This window comes from Brevibacillus thermoruber 423, assembly GCF_000454065.1.
Taxonomy (GTDB): Bacteria; Bacillota; Bacilli; order Brevibacillales; family Brevibacillaceae; genus Brevibacillus; species Brevibacillus thermoruber.
On the sequence record NZ_ATNE01000001.1, the window covers coordinates 592,303 to 609,372 of the forward strand.

The 17,070-nt window shown below is 61.8% G+C and carries 14 protein-coding genes and 1 other annotated feature; of the genes, 3 read left to right on the forward strand and 11 right to left on the reverse strand.

Going from position 1 to position 17,070, the window contains the following annotated elements; all coding sequences use genetic code 11:
- Nucleotides 1-59: 59 nt before the first annotated feature.
- The 5 genes from M516_RS0102835 to M516_RS0102855 all read right to left on the reverse strand — a co-directional run bounded on the left by M516_RS0102835 (nt 60) and on the right by M516_RS0102855 (nt 5,846).
- Nucleotides 60-1,535: a sodium:solute symporter family protein gene (locus tag M516_RS0102835; RefSeq protein ID WP_029097788.1), complete on the reverse strand. Its 1,476-nt coding sequence runs from the start codon at nt 1,533-1,535 to the stop codon at nt 60-62.
- Nucleotides 1,532-1,732 (reverse strand): DUF3311 domain-containing protein, encoded by a 201-nt coding sequence (locus M516_RS0102840; protein ID WP_029097789.1) that lies wholly within the window; start codon nt 1,730-1,732, stop codon nt 1,532-1,534. Before M516_RS0102840 ends, M516_RS0102835 begins: the two co-directional genes overlap by 4 nt.
- Nucleotides 1,733-1,862: 130 nt before the next feature.
- Entirely contained in the window at nt 1,863-3,041 is a 1,179-nt protein-coding gene (locus M516_RS0102845; protein WP_029097790.1) for a M20 family metallopeptidase, read from the reverse strand.
- Between the two features lie 89 nt (nt 3,042-3,130).
- The gene (locus tag M516_RS0102850) at nt 3,131-4,360 is read right to left on the reverse strand and encodes a Zn-dependent hydrolase (RefSeq protein ID WP_029097791.1); all 1,230 of its coding nucleotides are present in this window, start codon (nt 4,358-4,360) and stop codon (nt 3,131-3,133) included.
- A gap of 187 nt (nt 4,361-4,547) precedes the next feature.
- Complete coding sequence (locus M516_RS0102855; RefSeq protein ID WP_029097792.1) at nt 4,548-5,846, reverse strand: helix-turn-helix domain-containing protein; 1,299 nt, start codon at nt 5,844-5,846, stop codon at nt 4,548-4,550.
- Between the two features lie 182 nt (nt 5,847-6,028).
- Nucleotides 6,029-6,289, forward strand: a binding site (T-box leader).
- A gap of 69 nt (nt 6,290-6,358) precedes the next feature.
- Here M516_RS0102855 and trpS point away from each other — a divergent pair.
- Together trpS and M516_RS0102865 are read left to right on the forward strand one after the other, a co-directional pair.
- The gene (gene trpS / locus M516_RS0102860; protein ID WP_029097793.1) at nt 6,359-7,345 is read left to right on the forward strand and encodes a tryptophan--tRNA ligase; all 987 of its coding nucleotides are present in this window, start codon (nt 6,359-6,361) and stop codon (nt 7,343-7,345) included.
- 223 nt (nt 7,346-7,568) lie between these two features.
- Nucleotides 7,569-9,260 carry a hypothetical protein gene (locus M516_RS0102865; protein ID WP_029097794.1) on the forward strand — a complete coding sequence of 564 codons (1,692 nt, stop codon included), beginning with the start codon at nt 7,569-7,571 and terminating at the stop codon, nt 9,258-9,260.
- A gap of 131 nt (nt 9,261-9,391) precedes the next feature.
- Here the strand turns inward: M516_RS0102865 and M516_RS22585 are convergent, their stop codons facing one another.
- The 3 genes from M516_RS22585 to M516_RS22590 all read right to left on the reverse strand — a co-directional run bounded on the left by M516_RS22585 (nt 9,392) and on the right by M516_RS22590 (nt 14,079).
- Complete coding sequence (locus M516_RS22585) at nt 9,392-12,388, reverse strand: chitobiase/beta-hexosaminidase C-terminal domain-containing protein (RefSeq protein WP_051188071.1); 2,997 nt, start codon at nt 12,386-12,388, stop codon at nt 9,392-9,394.
- A gap of 219 nt (nt 12,389-12,607) precedes the next feature.
- A complete protein-coding gene (locus M516_RS0102875; RefSeq protein WP_029097795.1) occupies nt 12,608-13,105 on the reverse strand; it encodes a Gmad2 immunoglobulin-like domain-containing protein in 498 nt (165 codons plus the stop codon).
- Nucleotides 13,106-13,260: 155 nt separating this feature from the next.
- Nucleotides 13,261-14,079, reverse strand: coding sequence for a (2Fe-2S)-binding protein (locus M516_RS22590; protein ID WP_051188072.1), 819 nt, complete (start codon nt 14,077-14,079; stop codon nt 13,261-13,263).
- A gap of 173 nt (nt 14,080-14,252) precedes the next feature.
- Between M516_RS22590 and M516_RS26105 the strand changes: the two genes are divergently transcribed.
- Nucleotides 14,253-14,387, forward strand: coding sequence for a hypothetical protein (locus tag M516_RS26105; protein ID WP_255433358.1), 135 nt, complete (start codon nt 14,253-14,255; stop codon nt 14,385-14,387).
- Nucleotides 14,388-14,390: 3 nt separating this feature from the next.
- Here M516_RS26105 and M516_RS0102890 read toward each other — a convergent pair whose 3' ends face one another.
- From M516_RS0102890 to M516_RS0102900, 3 genes are all read right to left on the reverse strand, one after another.
- On the reverse strand, nt 14,391-14,879 hold the full coding sequence (locus tag M516_RS0102890) for a ferritin-like domain-containing protein (RefSeq protein WP_051188073.1): 489 nt from the start codon (nt 14,877-14,879) through the stop codon (nt 14,391-14,393).
- Between the two features lie 25 nt (nt 14,880-14,904).
- Entirely contained in the window at nt 14,905-15,585 is a 681-nt protein-coding gene (locus M516_RS26265) for a competence protein CoiA (RefSeq protein WP_081656424.1), read from the reverse strand.
- A gap of 103 nt (nt 15,586-15,688) precedes the next feature.
- Nucleotides 15,689-16,987: an NCS2 family permease gene (locus M516_RS0102900; protein ID WP_029097798.1), complete on the reverse strand. Its 1,299-nt coding sequence runs from the start codon at nt 16,985-16,987 to the stop codon at nt 15,689-15,691.
- Between the last annotated feature and the right edge of the window lie 83 nt (nt 16,988-17,070).

A 17,070-nucleotide genomic window follows, 5' to 3' on the forward strand; every position in this document is an offset into this window, starting at 1 on the left:
GACCATCTCTTCAACAGCCCCATTGTATCTTCCTTCTCTTTCCAATCTGTTTGATGTTGTCACGCGGCGTGCGCGTTTTTGTCGCGGACCGCGGTCCTGTTCCGCATCACCAGGCTGACGGCCATCATCACCACGACGTTGACGATCAGCGCGACGATGCCGACGTTCAGATCCTGAATCGCCTGCGGCAAAAAGGGGAACAGGCTGCCGACCGTGGTCTTGCTCAGCGTGATGTAGGCCACCGTGGCCACCCCGGCGACAATGCCGGCCGCTGCTCCGTGCTTGGTCACCACATTGCGCTTCATCAGACTGAACAAGAGAGCCGGAAACAACTGCGTCACCAGGCTGTACCCCATCAAGAGCAGCGCGACAATCGCACTGCCGCCCGCAAACGTAAAGTAGAGGGAGATGAGCGCCACCACCGGCACCAGGTACTTGGCCAGTTTGGAAATCTGCGTGTCGCTCGCCTGCGGGGCGAACACCTTGTACACGTTTTTCGCCAGCAGCGTGGCGGCGGCCATCAGGATCATCGACCCCGGCACGATGGCGGTCAGCAGGCCCGCCGCCCCGATCACGCCGACAAACCACGGGTCAAACGTCTGGATGGACAGGCGCAGGAGCGACAGGTCGCCGTCCGCTCCCTTCAGGCCGGGCACCTGCAGAATGGCGGCGAAGCCCACAAAGAACACAAACAGCAGCACCAGCGAGTACAGCGGCATGATCATGGCGTTTTTTCGGAACACCCGCTCGTTTTCCGCCGAGTAGGCGGAGCCGAACGTGTGCGGCCACATGTAGAAGCCCAGCACTGTCAAGAGTACCGTGGAGATGAACCAGGAGGGGCTCATGCCGCTCTCCGGCAGGGCGAGAAATCCGGGCTTCGCCGCTTCCACCGCTTCAAACATCGGCTGGATGCCGCCGTAGTAGTGGTACGGCAGGTAGAGGCCGAGAAAGACGACGACAAACAGAATCATGATGTCCTTGAGCATCGCCGTCCAGGCGGAGCCGTGAATGCCCGAGACCATGACGTAGACGGTGACGGCGATGGTCCCGATCCAGATGGCCGCCTGGCGGGAGATGCTGCCGTACGACGCTTCCGACACGATGATCCCCAGGCCCTGGAGCTGCAGCACCAGATAGGGAATCAGCGCCGCCACGCCGACGAGTGAAACCAGGATGCCCAGATACGGGCTGTTGTACTTGCTGACGAAAAAGTCAGACTGGGAGACCAGCTTGTGCTCCTTGGCATAGCGCCAGATGGCGGGGAGCAGCCAGTACGAAAGAACGTAGGCCAGCGCGCCGTACGCGATGATGTAGAACGTCGGGCCGCCCTTGCTGTAGGCCCAGCCGCTGCCGCCGAGGAACGTAAACGTGGTGTAGATTTCCCCCGCCATCAGGAGAAAGACGAAAATGGTGCCGAAGCCGCGTCCCCCCACCGTCCACTGCTCGAGGTTCATGTCCTTGCCTTTGCGCGCCCGGATGCCGAGGTAGAGGGAGATCGCCAGAAATCCGAAAATGATCAGCAACGCGGCGTTCATTGCGCATCCTCCTCCTTGTTCGCCGGGTCCAGTTTGTACACGACAGCCATGATCACCGATGTGAGGACGACCCACATGACGATCCAAAAGAGGAGAAACGGCAGGCCGAACACGTATGGGGTGACGCTGTTAACCAGCGGGATGCAGGCGAGGATGCCGATGAACGGCAGCAGCGCCAAGAGATGAATCGCCTTCATGGGAACCCTCCCTTCTTTTTCTGTACGAACCTGTTCGATCCGGTCTGTGTCCGACCGCGATTGGTTTGTTCCCGTCAAGAGATGCTGCCGCGCCTGCGTGGGGCGGCGGGCAGACATCGCCGGGGGACGGTCACATCACGATTTTGCGGGCGGCGTTGACGAACAACTTCACGCCCACCTGCAGCGCATCTTCGTCCACGGTAAAGCGCGGATGGTGGTGCGGGTAGACGATGCCTTTCTCCTTGTTGCCGGCGCCCACGTAGAAGAAGCAGCCCGGCGCTTTTTGCTGGAAGGCGGAGAAGTCCTCGCCGCCCATGTTCGGCTTGATGTGGTCCACCCATTCGGGCCCCAGCGTCTCCACCACCACTTCCTCCATCAGCCTGGTCACTTCGGCGTCGTTGATGACCGGCCGGTAGCCGAACTCGTACTTGAACTCATACGCGGCGCCGTGCGCTTCCGTAATCCCTTTGACCACCCGCTCCATCAGGGCCGGAACCCTCTCGCGCAGTTGTTGGTCAAAGCTGCGCACCGTGCCGCAGATGCTGACCGATCCCGGAATCACGTTGTGCGTCGTGCCGCCGACAAACTGGGTGACGGAAACGACCAGGTTGTCCAGCGGGTCGGTGTTGCGGGAGACGATGTGCTGCAGGTTGGTCACCACCTGGGCGGCGATGGCGATGCTGTCGACGGTCTGGTGCGGCAGGGCGGCATGGCCGCCTTTGCCCAGGACCGTGATCCAGAACGTGTCCGGAGCGGCCATCATCGGCCCGGGGCAAATGCCGACCTTGCCGTACTCCAGCGGCGACCACAAGTGCGTGCCGATCACCACGTCGACGCCGTCCATCACGCCCGCCTGCACCATCTCCTCCGCTCCGCCGGGGTACAGTTCCTCCGCGTGCTGGAACAGGAAGCGCACCTCGCCTTTGATCCGGTCTTTCATCCCCGAGAGAATCTTGGCCGTCCCGAGCAGCATCGCCGTGTGGCCGTCGTGTCCGCAGGCGTGCATCACGCCCGGATTTTTCGAGGCAAAATCAAACGTGTTCTCCTCGGTAATCGGCAGGGCGTCCATGTCCGCCCGCATCGCCAGGACACGCCCCGGCTGGGAGCCGATCAGCCGGGCCATGACGCTGGTCTTGGTCGGCCGGTGCACTTCCAGGCTGCCGAACGAAAGGAGTGTATCGTAGACGAACTGGGCAGTCTGTTCCTCGTGGAAGGACAGCTCCGGATGCTGGTGCAGATGGCGCCTCCACGCGATCACCTGCTCCTTGATCTGTTCCACCGCTTCGTTCAGCGTGGCTGTCGTCGTCATCTTTCATGCCTCCTTGTGATGTGCGGCCTCCCTGCAAACGGCGGAGCTTGCGCCGGTCCAGGGGTCCCGCATTCTGTATTTTTCAACAATTAAGCCGATTCGGCCAGGGACAGTACGGTTCGGTACAGCACGTTGGCGCCGTCCGCGCAGTCCTCTTTGCTGGTGTATTCCGCCGGATTGTGGCTGATGCCGTCCCGGGAACGGACGAAAATCATCCCGACCGGGCACAGCTCCGTCAACTGCATGCAGTCATGTCCGGCGCCGCTCGGCAGGGTGATGGTCTCCAGCCCCAGCGCTTCGCAGGCTGCCAGGGCGGCCGCCTGTATCTCCGCCGAGCAGACGACGGGCGGAATGCGCTGCAGCAGCTCCACGCCGAGCCGCACGCCCCGTTCGCGGCAGATCGCTTCCGCCTGCCGGACGATCTCCTGCTCCACGCGGTCGCGCACCGCTTTGTCCACGTCGCGCAGGTCGAGCGAAAACTCCACCCGGCCGGGGATGATGTTTACGCCGCCGGGCGACACCGTCACCTGCCCCACGGTGCCGACCGCGGTGCCGGTTTGGCGTACTTCGCGCTCGATCACCAGCATGATCTCGGCCGCCGCTGCCAGCGGATCGCGGCGCAGCGCCATCGGCGTGGCGCCGGCGTGGCCCGCTTCACCTTCCAGCACGAACTTCAGCCAGAGCGGTCCGGCCACCCCGCTGACCACGCCGACGGACAGGCCCCGGCTTTCCAGCACCTTTCCCTGCTCGATGTGCAGCTCCACGTACGCCTTCACGCTCCCTTTGGGGCGGGCGGCCCTGCCGACGGCGTCGGGGTCGAGGCCGCTTGCGCGCATCGCCTCGGCGATGGAGATACCGTCCTTGTCCCGGTGCTCCAGCTCCTCTCGTTTCAGCAGACCGGCGATGGCGCGGCTGCCGATCATCCCGTAGCTGAAACGGGCCCCTTCCTCGTCGGTGAACGCAATCACCTCGATCGGATGTTCCGTCGTAACGCCCTGTTCGTTCATGGTCTGCAGCACTTCCACGCCCGCCAGCACGCCGAGCGGACCGTCGAAGTTGCCGCCGTTGAAGACGGAGTCGAGATGGGAACCGACCAGCACCACCGACGCCTGCGGGTTGCGTCCTTCTTTCCGCCCGATCAGGTTGCCCGCTTCATCCTCCCGCACGCTGAGGCCTGCTTCCTCCATGAAGCCGCGAACCAGATCCTTGGCGGCCCGCTCTTCCGGCGTGAAGGAAAGCCGGGTGACCCCGCCGGATTCCTGCCTGCCGACGGCGCTGAGCCGCATCAACCGATCCCACAGCCGTTCCGCATGAATCATTCGCTGCTACCTCCTCTATATGGAATCAACGATTAACGGTTAATTTACGGATATGTCCATAATTCTATAATAGTCGCGTAATTTTGAAAAGAACAAACAAACGAAAGACTCTTTGCTTGTTGCAGGCAAAGAGTCTTTGCGTGGGAGTTCGGGCCGCTGCAGCCCGCTTCGCACCCCCCCCTCTGTCTTACAGGTGAATCCGGTACACTTTTCGCGGCCGGCCGCGCGGATGCGGACTCTCTTCGCCGATCACCTGGGCGAAGCCCTTCGCCTCCAGCTCCATCAGGATGCGGCGGGCGCTGCGCGGCATGATCTGCAGGTACATCGCCAGCTCATGGGCGCTGATCTCCGACGTTCCTCGCTTTTTCAGGATGGAGTGCAGCTTGCTCAACGTCTGCACACTGAGCGAGGTCTGCCGACTGATTTCCTGGAGCTGGCCGGAGGCGGCGCTGTACGTGATCTGCTCCTGCCGTCCCAGCGGACCGACGATGCGTTTGTCGTCAAAATAGACCATCCAGGTGCCGGGGCCGCGCTCTTTGGCGTGCAGCAGCGCCGTGCCGGCGTGAATTTCCGCCTCGTAGGCCGTTTTGCCGACGCCGATCCCGCACGTCACCAGCTCGCCGCGAATGCCGAACAGCTCCTCCAGATTGGGGACGGACGTGTAATTGGCCGTGACATCGCGCAGCATGCCGCGGGTGGTAAAGATGACGTAGCGGCCCGGCCCGGCCGTCTTCAGCGATCCCTGCAGTTGTTTGGCGTAGCGGAGCAGCTTCTCCGTGGTCTTGATCTCCAGATTGTGCAGCTCGTCGGTGGAAAACGCGCCGCTTGCAAGTCCCTGGAACGAATCGATCTCCATCATCTGCACGGTGATCTGGGTGTCTTTGAACTGGAGCATTTCGCGGGTGCGCAGAAGCATGCTGATCACCGAGTGGACGCCCGTCCGCGTGGGCAGCACCCGGTAGACGGGGACACCGCGCCGCCGCAGCTCCAGTTGGGCCGTCCGCAGACAGGTGACGGCTCCCTTCGTCCTGCCGTCGCGCCACAGCCGCTCGTGGTAGTCGGCCAGTTCGCGGAAATGAATCGCCCCGTCGTAGTGCTTCAGCCAAAGATGCGTGTGGACGATGCCCGCTTCCTCCAGGAAACGGGCGAGCTCCTCGGGTGAAAACGTGTCAAAGCTGAGCTCGTTGACGCGCATCCCCGCCTCGTGCGAGAGGTACAGCAGCGTCCGGTACAGGCTGGCGCCGATATGCGGCACGTAGGCCATCGGCGCGTGAATCCTGCCCCATTCCTTCACCATCGCGTACGGCACCTGGCCGGAAAACAGCCACATGTCCGCCTCCCCGATGTGAGGCTCCAGCAAGTCAAAAATCTCCTCCTCCGACCAGTACACGATCGGCAGGCATTCAATCTCTCCAAATTCCTGGACGACGGATCGGATAATCTCCAGCGAATCGTCCGCGCCCAATACGCCGAGTCTGAGTTTCAACACACGTCCCTCTTTCGCGCAGTCTGTCTTGCCCACTCTTTTACCTTAGCAAATTTGGCCCGGCGAGGAAACGCGGCCCGCGATCATTGCCCTGCCGACCGAACCGCCCTTTGGCCGATCCAGTGGGAATCTCCCTTGATTTTTTGCCGGGCAATCGGTAAAATGTTTGCTCAAAGAGGATGTACATGGCGATGAGGAAGAAGAGTAGGCATCACAGGAGACTCAAGAGAGCTGATGGCTGGTGCGAATCAGCGTCAACTGGATGTTGAATGGGCTTCCGAGCTCCGAACCGAACCCGCCCGGCGGCAGTAGGCTTCGGCGTGAGCGTCCGCACGTTACAACGGACACCGTATCACCGGTACGGAACAAAGCGATTTCAACCACGGGCACACAGCCGTGGATTGAAATAAGAAGGGTGGCACCGCGGTTCATCCGTCCCTGTTGTGGGCGGATGGACCTTTTTTATTGCTCTTCATCTTCACCGTCAATTTTGGAAAGGAGCGAACCAACCCATGAAAACCATTTTTTCCGGCATTCAGCCCAGCGGCATCCTCACCCTGGGCAACTACCTGGGCGCGATGAAGCACTTCGTCCCGCTGCAGGATGAATTCAACTGCTACTTCTGTATCGTCGACCAGCACGCCATCACCGTTCCGCAGGACCCGGCCGCGCTCCGCGAGAACATCCGCCGCCTGGCCGCCCTCTATCTGGCTGTCGGCCTGGATCCCGAGAAAGTGACCCTGTTTATCCAGTCGGAAGTGCCGGCCCACGCCAAGCTCGGCTGGATCATGCTCTGCACCTCCTACGTGGGCGAACTGGAGCGGATGACCCAGTACAAGGACAAATCCCAAGGGCGCGGCGAGTCCATCCCGGGAGGTCTCCTGGCCTATCCGCCGCTGATGGCGGCCGACATTCTCCTGTACGGCACGCACTACGTCCCGGTCGGCGAGGACCAGAAACAGCACCTGGAGCTGACCCGCGACCTGGCCATCCGCTTCAACAACCGCTACGGCGAGATTTTCACCATCCCGGAAATCCGCGTGGCGGAAGTGGGCGCGCGGATCATGTCGCTGCAGGACGGTACCAAGAAAATGAGCAAGTCCGATCCCAACCAGGGCGCCTACATCTCCATGCTGGACGACCCGGACACGATCGCGAAAAAAATCAAGCGGGCGCAGACCGACTCCGACAACGCCGTCCGCTACGACAAGGAGAACAAGCCGGCCATCTCCAACCTGCTGACCATCTACTCCCTCTGCTCCGGCAAATCCCTGGAGGAGCTGGAAGAGATGTACGCAGGCAAAGGCTACGGCGCCTTTAAAACCGATTTGGCCGAAGTGGTCATCGAGACGCTGAGACCGATCCAGGAACGCTACCATCAGTTGATCAACTCGCCGGATCTGGACGACATTCTCACCGCCGGCGCCGAGAAGGCGAACCGTGCCGCCAACCAGATGCTGTACAAAGTGGAAAAGGCCATGGGCATGGCCCGGCTGTAAACGAATCGGACGCGGGGAACACTCCCTGCCAAAAGGCTGCCTTTCGGGGCAGCCCGTTTTCTATGTCCGTTTTTTCATACCCGAAAGTAGGCTAATGTTCACTTGTGGATGGTTTTCCCCTTGTAATAAGATGGGAAAAGTGTAAATGCCCCCCGAGCGAAAGCGGTTCTCCCGCTTGACAAGCGGCCCGTTCGCGCCAACTTTCCCGACGGAGGATCATGCCATGCAACCAGCCCGTTTTCTCTACCTGCTGCTCTGTCTGGCTGCCGGTTTGCTGGTCGGCTTTTCGTCGCCCGACAAGGGGAAAAAAGCAACCTGGATCTGGCAGGCAGAGCTGATCGACACCCAACGCCAAGAGATTCTCGACTTTGCCAAAAGCCAAGGGATCAATCTGATCTATCTGCGCATCGACAGGGAAAAGCCCTTTGACTACTACCGTCCGTTCATCCGGGAGGCCCGATTGGCCGGCATCGACGTGCACGCCTTGGGCGGCCATCCGCGCTGGGCCCTTGCCGTCGACCGGGAGCGAATGCTCGGCCTCGTGGACTGGGTAAAACGGTACAACCGCTCGGTGGACCAGGAGGAACGCATACGGGGGGTGCACCTGGATATCGAGCCGTACCTGCTTGACGAGTGGTACGACGATCAGCCCGCCGTGCTGAAACAGTGGATGGGCAACATCGAGGCGTTTGTGGCCGCAGCCAGAGAGGAGGACGGTCTGGAAGTGGGCACCGACCTGGCCGTCTGGTTCGATCAAACGCCTGTGCCGGGACAAGCCGGTACGCCGTTCAGCACATGGATGATCGACACGTTTGACCACGTCACCCTGATGGCGTACCGCGACACGGTGGACGGCCCCAATGGCATCGAAGCGTTGGTCAAGGACGAGCTGGAGGCGGCGGACGCCCTCGGCAAACAGGTGATCATCGCGGTCAACACAAAAGAGATGCCGCACGATCCGCACACCTCGTTTTTTGAGGAGGGAGCGGAAGCGATGGACGCGCAGCTCGCCGAGGTGACGTCGCGGCTGGGTGGCCATTCGTCTTTCGGCGGCGTCGCGGTTCACGATTACCGCCATTGGCAAAACCTGCGGAAGCCTACGGACACGACGACGAAGCCGGTTCTCGGCACGTACGTGTGGCACGCCGAGCACGCCATCACCGAAGGGGACGAGATTCTCGCCTTTGCCAAAGAGCAGGGAATCAATCTGCTGTACGTGCGGCTGGACCTGCAGCAGCCCTACGAGGCGTACGCCGATTTTGTGGAAAAGGCGACGGCTGCCGGAATCGAAGTACACGCGATGGGCGGACACCCGATCTGGGCCCTGGAGCAGTACCGGGAGCGGATGCTGAAGCTGGTCCGCTACGTGAAAGACTACAATCGGAATGTCGCCCCCAATCAGCAGTTCCGCGGCATCCATCTGGACATCGAGCCCTACGTCATGCCCGTCTGGCGGCAGGACACGAACGATGTGCTGCGGCAGTGGATGGGCAATCTCGACGCGTTCGTGGAAGAGACGAAACGGGAGAGCAACCTGGAGACAAGCTGCGACCTGGCCGTCTGGCTGGACCAGTTTGACGTCCCGGACGAACCCGGAACCTCTTTCAGCAAGTGGGTGATCGACCGGCTGGACCACGTGACGCTGATGGCCTTTCGCGACTACGCCGAAGGACCGGGAGGCATCGCCGCCGTGGCCAAGGACGAAATGATGTTTGCCGACGAGTTGGACAAGAAGCTGATCATCGCCGTGGAAATGAAGGAAAGCGGAGAAGGAGAGCACATTACCTTTTTCGAGGAAGGGAAAGCGGAAATGATGCGGCAGCTCGCCAAGCTGCCCAGGCTTTTGTCGGAGCACCCGTCGTACAAGGGGAACGCCGTCCACGCATACGAATACTGGAAGACGGCCAAGGAATAAGCGGCCGGGCGCACCACAGGCAAACCCACCGGAACATCCCGGTGGGTTTGCCATTTCCGGATGGAGAGGCCCTTCCCTGAAGGCCCATTCCGCTGCGAACGGGCCTTCGAATGGACATGCCGGGCCGGTTTTCACTCCGCTTCGCCGGTGACCGTCACCTGCACCTTGGCCGTTTGGCCGCCGTACGAGACGGTGAGGACCGCCCGGTCACTGTTTTTGGCGTGATCCGCCGCGCGAATGACGCCTTCCGGGCTCACGGCGACGAGGTCAGGCTCACTGGACGTGTAGACGCATTCCGTGGTCACGTCCCGCCGCCCGCCTTTCCCCAAAACGGCCGCCACCTGAAGCCGCACTTCGCTTCCGGGCCGCAGCTTGACGTGACGTTCCCGGACGATGAGCGCCCGCACGTCAGGGGACTGCCCCCCGTTCCGCTCGGACAGGTCGATCTGCACCAGCACCGGGTCGTGGTCGCTGGCCCGCCCCTGTTCGCCGGTGAAATCGGCGTTGATGTGGACGATGTCAACGGTTGTGCGCTCCGCCAGGTGGCGGCTGACGAGGATGTGGTCGAGCGCCTGGGAGTTGCCCTGGTACACGTAGGTGTACCGCTCGCCGGCCGGCAGCGTTTCCACCATGTTGCGGAGCACGTCCCCTTCCAGCGTCCGCAGTGGACGGGAGAACGGGAAGTCGTTCAGATCGCCGAGCACGACCACGTTGGCCTGCGGATCGGCGGCGTGGATGTCGCGGACGAACCCGTTGACCGCCTTGGCGATCTCCACCCGCTGGGCTTCGCTCGCGAGTACGGGAGGCTGCCGGACGCCGAACAAGGGGGTGTCCCCTCCTTTGGAGTTGAAGTGGTTGGCGATCACGATCAGCGGTTTGTCGCCGAACCAAAATTCGGCGGCAAGCGGTTTGCGGCTGTTGGCAAACGCCGGGTTGGCCGGGTCGATACGGCCCGGGTTGTGGGACAAGCGGGCCATGCCCTGCTCCGTTTCCACGCGAACGGCGGTGACGGCATCCCCCGCCGGCCGCTCGGCCAACCGGACGCGCTCGGGGTTGTACAGGAACCCGACGCGGATGTTGCCGCCCGGCTGTCCGCCGTCCCGCTTGTCTTCGGGCGCGATGTCCACGTACCGGTAGGCGGGGCCGCCCCGCTTCGCCACGGCGTCAATCAGCACCTGCGCCGACTGACTGGCATCGGTCACGCCGTCGTCCTGCGGGCCGCTGTTGTCCTGCATCTCGATCAGGCCGAGGATGTCCGGCCGCTTCAGATTGCCGACAATCGAGTCGGCAATGCGCCTCACTTTTTCCGCATCCGCGCGGGCGGAGAAGTTCTCGATGTTGAAGGAGGCGATCGTCACGCGATCCGCCTGCGGTTCGAGCGCCGTGACTTCCCGTTCGTGGCCGCCGTTCACCAGCGCCGGCAGCGGCTCGGTGTTGTACAGTTTGTAGTTGGCAAAGCTGTAGTCGATCACCCCGACGATCGGCCCCGCAAAGGTATCGCCCACTTTTGCGGCGGGCGCCCCTGCGACCAGTTTGTCGGCCACCGTGATCCGCTCCGGGTTGTAGCTGTCCTCGGCGATCGCGACGCCGCCCGCGGGGGTGCGCACCTCGTCCGGATTGGCCCCGTCGGCGACGATGACGAACTCCGCGCTCGGCGGGTTGGCAAACGTCTCCGTCGCCCCCACGACACGGGGATGATTCACCTGGACGAGCATCCCTTCCACGCTCTCCCAGAAATCGATGCCGTCCTCCTCGGGATCGAAGCGGGCAAAGCTGTCATTGTCGATCACGCGGTGCGGGAAGGAATACGCCCCCTCTCCCAGCACAACCGGGGCGGGCAGCGGCTGATCGCTCGCCAGCACCCGGACGGACGTCGCGTCGATCTCCGTCAGCGTCAGGTCGGTTTCCTGCCGGCTTTTGCTCACGTACTCCTTGACGATCCCGCTCACCTGGACGCGGTCTCCCGCCTTTACCCGGGCGTTCGGCTCGTAGACGTAGAGGCCTTCCGACGTGCGCGGATCGCTGTCCGGCTCAGGGTCCTGCATGTAAAAGCCGGTCGTGCCGCTCCCTCCCGCAGCGACTGCCGTGACGATCCCTTCCACGTTTGCCACCGTCACGCCTGTGTAGGGCGACGCGTGGGACGCCCCCTGGATGTCGTGGATGCGGACGACGTCGGCCTGTATCGTATAGGAGTAGACGGCGACGTCGCTCGCCGTCCATCCGTCCTTGACGGCTAACGCCTTGATCGTCAGCGGTTCGGCCACCGCGATCGGCTGCTGATAAACCGGACTGGCCGTGGTCGGTTCCGTGCCGTCCAGGGTGTAGTGTATGACCGCCCCTTCCAGCGGGGTCGTCAGCTTCACCAGCGTTCCGGCGGACACGGCAGGACCCGGCGGCTGGGCCGTCACGGCCGGCACTTTGCCCGGATCGCTTCCATTGTCGAGCGGCGGCTCCGCCGGACTGCGGCTGTGTTTCGGCGTCGGCTCGCCGGCGACAAAATCGCTGCCGTTTTGGTCGGTGTCCCAGCCGTTCCCCTCCCCCGGCACCACCGCGGACGCGCTGCTTTTGCGGGACACACTGGTCACGACGGACGGTGCGGGGGCGGGGCTGCCTCCCTCGGCAGCGTTTGTGCTGCCGTATCCGACAAAGTCGATGACCCCCGGCTGTCCGGCGGGATCGGCACCCGACAGCAGTTGGCTGTGGCTGACCAGCGCCACCTTCCCCTGCGTCGCTTTCATGGCGATGCCTCCCGAGGCGTCCGGTGCGGGCAGGCTGGCCCCGTCGCTGCCGCCCCCTTCCCGAATCAGGAAGTAGCCGTGCGGCGGAATGCTGCCGGACAGCTCCGTCTTCTGCCACGTCGTGCCCGTGGCGGAGGCGTACTGAACCGACCAGTTGTCCAGCGTCACGGCCTTTTCGGTCGGATTGTACAGCTCGACATAGTCGTGCCGATACGCCGCGCCGCTGCTGCCGCCGCCGCCAAACACCTCGCTGATGACCACGTGGCCGGCCGTTTCCGCTCCCGCTTGGGGCAGCGGTCCGGCGGGCATGACGCAGCCGGCCAGCACCGCCGCCAGCAATCGTTTTCGCCAGCGCCCCTGTACCTTGCGTTCCTTGTCCATCGTCCCCATCCCTTTCCTTCCTGCATGGAAATTCATTCCTGATTCTACACAAGTTGTCTAAATTGTATGTAAATAAATCACAAAGATTGAATGGAGCTTTGGTATGAAAAACGCGGGGGATGGCTCGGACCGCCGCCCTATTTACGCACCTGCCGGCCCGGGGACAAGATCCGTACAACACAAAAAAAGACCCGAGCGGAGTGCGCGGGTCGTCTGTCCGGACGGACGTCAGGGCAGCGGGACGGGAAGTTCCATCGTTCTGCTGCCGTCTTTTGCGCTTTCTTCAAACAAGATCAGCGTGAGCGACGTATTGGGATTCTCCTTTTTCACGGAAAGCGTAAAGTGAAACGCTCCCCACTCGGGCCCCCCGGCGGACGCCTGGGTGACCCCCGCTGCCAGTTCATTATGACCGTCCTCGACGACGTAGTGAACGACGCCTTCAAATACGCGGGCTTTCCCTTTTACTTCAAACGTATCTTCTTTTGTCTTTTTCACGGTCACGTCTTGAAACCGGTCGTTCTCGTACCGGGGTTGCGATTGTCCGGCATCCGGCTGTGCCGGAGCGGCATCGTTCGGCGGTTCTGACGGAGCCGTGGCGGGCGGTTGATCCGATGGAGCCGTAGCGGGCGCCGTGCCGGGTTGGGCCTGGTCGTTCGGCTTCTCTTCCGACGCCGCGCAGCCCTGCAGCAGCCCGGCCAGCAGGCAGAGCACAAGAAACCTGCGCATGGTATCCCCCCGATTCATGTTGGGATGTTTCTTTATTCTTAATAAGTAAGACGGTGTCCGCAGCGCTTTGTTGCAGGAAAAAAAACCCGTTTCCGCAGCAGCGGAGGCGGGACGACCGATGCAGAGGCGGCCCTGCCGCGGATGGCGGCCGCATGTCATTCGCTTTTGGCCTTCGCCAGAGCCGCCTCCGCTCTGAGTCTGGCTCTCATGTCCGCCCGTTCCGCTTCCTTCAGGCGAGGACAGGTGTAGCAGTAACGGCCTCCTTCCGTGCGGTAGTAGAGACAGCAGGCGCTTTTCATGCTGACTTGCCGGTCGGGATCGAACGGGTCTTCGATCAGCCGCAGTTTCACCCCCAACGGATTTTTCGTTCGGCCGAATACCTGCGGGTCAAGCTGCTCGGTCAGAAAGCGGAAGTCGTCGGCGATCCGGCGGCGCAACAGCTCCTGCTCCGTCTCCTTGAGCCATCCGTCCCGTTCGTATTGAAAGCGGGCCGGAAGCTGTCCCCATAACTGGCTGACGTTTACCCCGGCCGCTGCCGAAACGGCCTCCAAGAGCGGCCTGACCGTGTTCCCGTACACATCCTGAAGCACCCTGCCGCGCCACTCCGCTCTCGCCGCCTCGTCGGCCGGCCCGTCCTGCTCCGCCCAGCGGTTGAGCATGAACGAGAACCGGTGGTAGCCGTCCTGGGCGTACAACTGCACGGTGAGGTTGTTCAGCGACAGGTCAAACGCCTTGTTCCAGACGGACATCGCGTACTGCACGGCCAGGGCCGGTCCGCACAGCCACCCGCTGAAATAGGTGGCGGCCGGTGCCGGGTCCGGCGCTTTGATCAGTCGGGCGTACACGCCGATCAGGCTGGACATCTGCGCTGTTTCCAACAGCTCGGACGCGGGGCCGGACCAGACGACGTTCGCCATCTCCCGCCTGCTGGTAAAAAAGTGCCGCTCCAGTTTGTCAAAGTCTGCTTGCTGCATGGTCATCATCTCCGGTTCAGGCAATGTTTGCGGCTCATTTATTGATAGTGATTATTGTTTTCACGTGTGTTTGTATCATTGTACTACAATGTCATGGGCCCTACAACAGCCGGATGCGCGCCTTCGGGCCAGGCAGACACGCTTCGGCCGAAGCCCTTTCGGGGAAGCCGGTCTTGCTGCGCAGCGCGTACGTCGTGCCGTTTCAGGAAGCGGTAAAAAACCGCTCCGATTTCGGGCGGTTTCGGTCTGCCTGCCGGTATCGGTCGATTTTCAACCGCTCCCCCACAGGAGCGGCGGCCGTCGCTTAAGCGTCACCTGTTCTTGGCGTACAGCCAGTTGTAATAGCTGGCGTGCTTCAGCTCGTCGGTCATGATTTCAAACACGGTATCCCGATACTGCAGCGGAATGTATTTATAGATGGTGCGGTAACGTTCGAACGCTTTCAGTTCGCCAAACAGGGCCTGTTCAATCCCGGCCAGATAGCTCTCCGGAGGCTGGAACGCCTCGTTCTCGTCATGCGTCACAGGACGCTGTCCGGTCAACTGGCCGTAGAGCTGGAGAAACAGCCGGCGGTGTTTCCGCTCGTCATCGCGAATGCCGGCAATCACCTGTTTTTCCTGCTCGGTCGGCGCTTTCCCGATCAGGTAGTCGTAAAACAGCTCATCCTGCCGCTCTCCTGCGATGCCTTCCTGTATCATCCGGAGGACGACCTTCATCCGGTCATCGTACCCCTCCAGCGCGGCGTGCCGCAAGGGCATGTAAGATGTGTACCGATAAGGTCCGTACCAGTATCCACTCATCTCGTCCTGTCTCCTTTGTCGTGATTCACCTACAGGATATGCGCCTGCCCGGCAAAAGGAGCATGGCAACGGCGGGAACGGCATAATAGCCGGGCTTGTGCCGTTGGCGAATCACATCCTCCCATGCATGCAGCCGGAACCGGTTTAACGGCTTTCCACGGAAACGTGAATTCCCGATGATCCATAGTTGAGCGATTCCGTTTTCTTCGTAACCCTTCATTCTTTTTCGCAATACTTCCAAAGGCACGGGCGAACATTGAAACTCGATGCACAATTGCTGTCCGTCCGGAAATACGGTGAGAACGTCCGCTCGCTGATTGCCGTTTGATACACACGCTTCCACAGTAGTGTTGTTAGCGGGAAACAGACTGCTCACCCACTGCTTGATCACCTCTTTGCCGCAGACATGCTCATGGGTCTCCGGCTCCCGGTACTCACAAACTGCCCTCGCTACATGAGCAAAATGGGGCTTTATCTTTGGACCGTGCCGGTATTTGACCGGACCGTGACACAACAAGCAGCGCAAACTTTTCGTCGACCATCTCCGCAGCAAAGATTTGTCATACTCGTTCGCCCCAACGCAAAAACCGTCGGTGTGCTGGCATTTCTCCAAATGATCATCCCCCCTCTTTACCCTTGTACCTCCTGCCGGACGGACAAAAAAACGGAGAAAGCAGGTCGTCCACTCCCGAAAGAAGCCGAACATAATAAAAACAGCCGTCCCGTGCGCAACTTGCGCATGAGACGGCTGTCGACGTGCCGAGGTGCGGATCGGCCTACGGCTCCATTCGCCGCGGCTGGCAGCTTTCCTACGCCACGATGGGCAGCACCATGTTCAGCAGGAACAGCCCGGCGATCACGTAGAGCAGCGCCGGCACTTCCCGGCGCTTGCCGAGGGCGAGCTTCAGCAGCGGATAGGCGACAAAGCCAAAGGCGATCCCGTCCACGATGCTGTACGACAGCGGAATCAGGGCGATGATCAAGAAGGCGGGGAAGCCCTCGGTGAAATCGCGCAGGTTGATGTTCTGCACGTTTTGCAGCATCAGCCCGCCGATGATGATCAACACCGGCGCGATCGCGCTGTCGGGAATCAGCTTGACCAGCGGCAGGAACACCAGCGTCAGCAGGAAGAGCACGCCGGTGACCAGCGAGGCCAGGCCGGTTCTCCCTCCGGCGGCAATGCCCGCGGCCGATTCCACCGAAGCCACCGTGGGGCTGGTGCCCAGCACGCCGCTCAGGGCGGTGGACACGGCGGTCGCCTGCAGGGAGCGGCGAAACTTCTGCGGCTGGCCCAGCATGCCGGTATGGCCGTGCAGCAGGCCGATGTTTTCAAAGACGATCACCATCGCCATCGAGAACACGGCGGCCCAGAACGGCAGCGTCCACATCCCGGAGAAGGACAAGCCGGCGAACACCCGGCCGTACTCGTGCAGCGACAAGGCGGCCAAGCCGCCCGTCTCCGGCCGTACCAATCCCGCCAGCATCCCCATCACCGTCCCGGCGGCAATCCCGATCAGAAAGTTTCCCGGCACGCTGCGGATGAACAAAATCATTGTCAGGACAAGCGTCGCCAGCGTGACGATCACCTGCGGGCTGGCCAAATCGCCCAGGGCGACAAACGTGGAGGGATTGGTGACGATCAAGCCCCCTTTCTGCAGCCCGATAAAGGTGAGAAACAAGCCGATTCCCACCGTGATCGCCTCTTTGAGGGAGACGGGGATCGCCTCCGACAGCAGCGTCGCCGCCCGGGTGAAGGCGATGGCGGAAAACAGCAGCCCGGCGAGGAAGACAGCGGCCAGCGCCTGCTGCCAGGGAAGCCCCATCGTCTGGCACAGGGTAAAGGTAAACAGCGCGTTGATGCCCATCCCCGGCACCAGTATAATCGGCGCGTTGGCCCAGAACGCCATCAGGAGCGAGCCGACAAACGCGGTCAGCACCGTCGCCAGGATGCCCGCTTCCAGGGGAATCCCGGCGTCCTGCAAAATCGAAGCGTTGACGGCGACAATATAGACGATCGTGACAAAGCCGATACATCCGGCCGTAATTTCCCGTTGAACGGTCGTGTCGGAAGCACGCAGACGAAAGATGTGATCCAACCATGTACGCATGCATCTGTCCCTTCTTTCTCGCTTGCTTCTCATGCTTGTTACCGACACATATGCTATCATAGCCTGTATGATATGAAAAATAT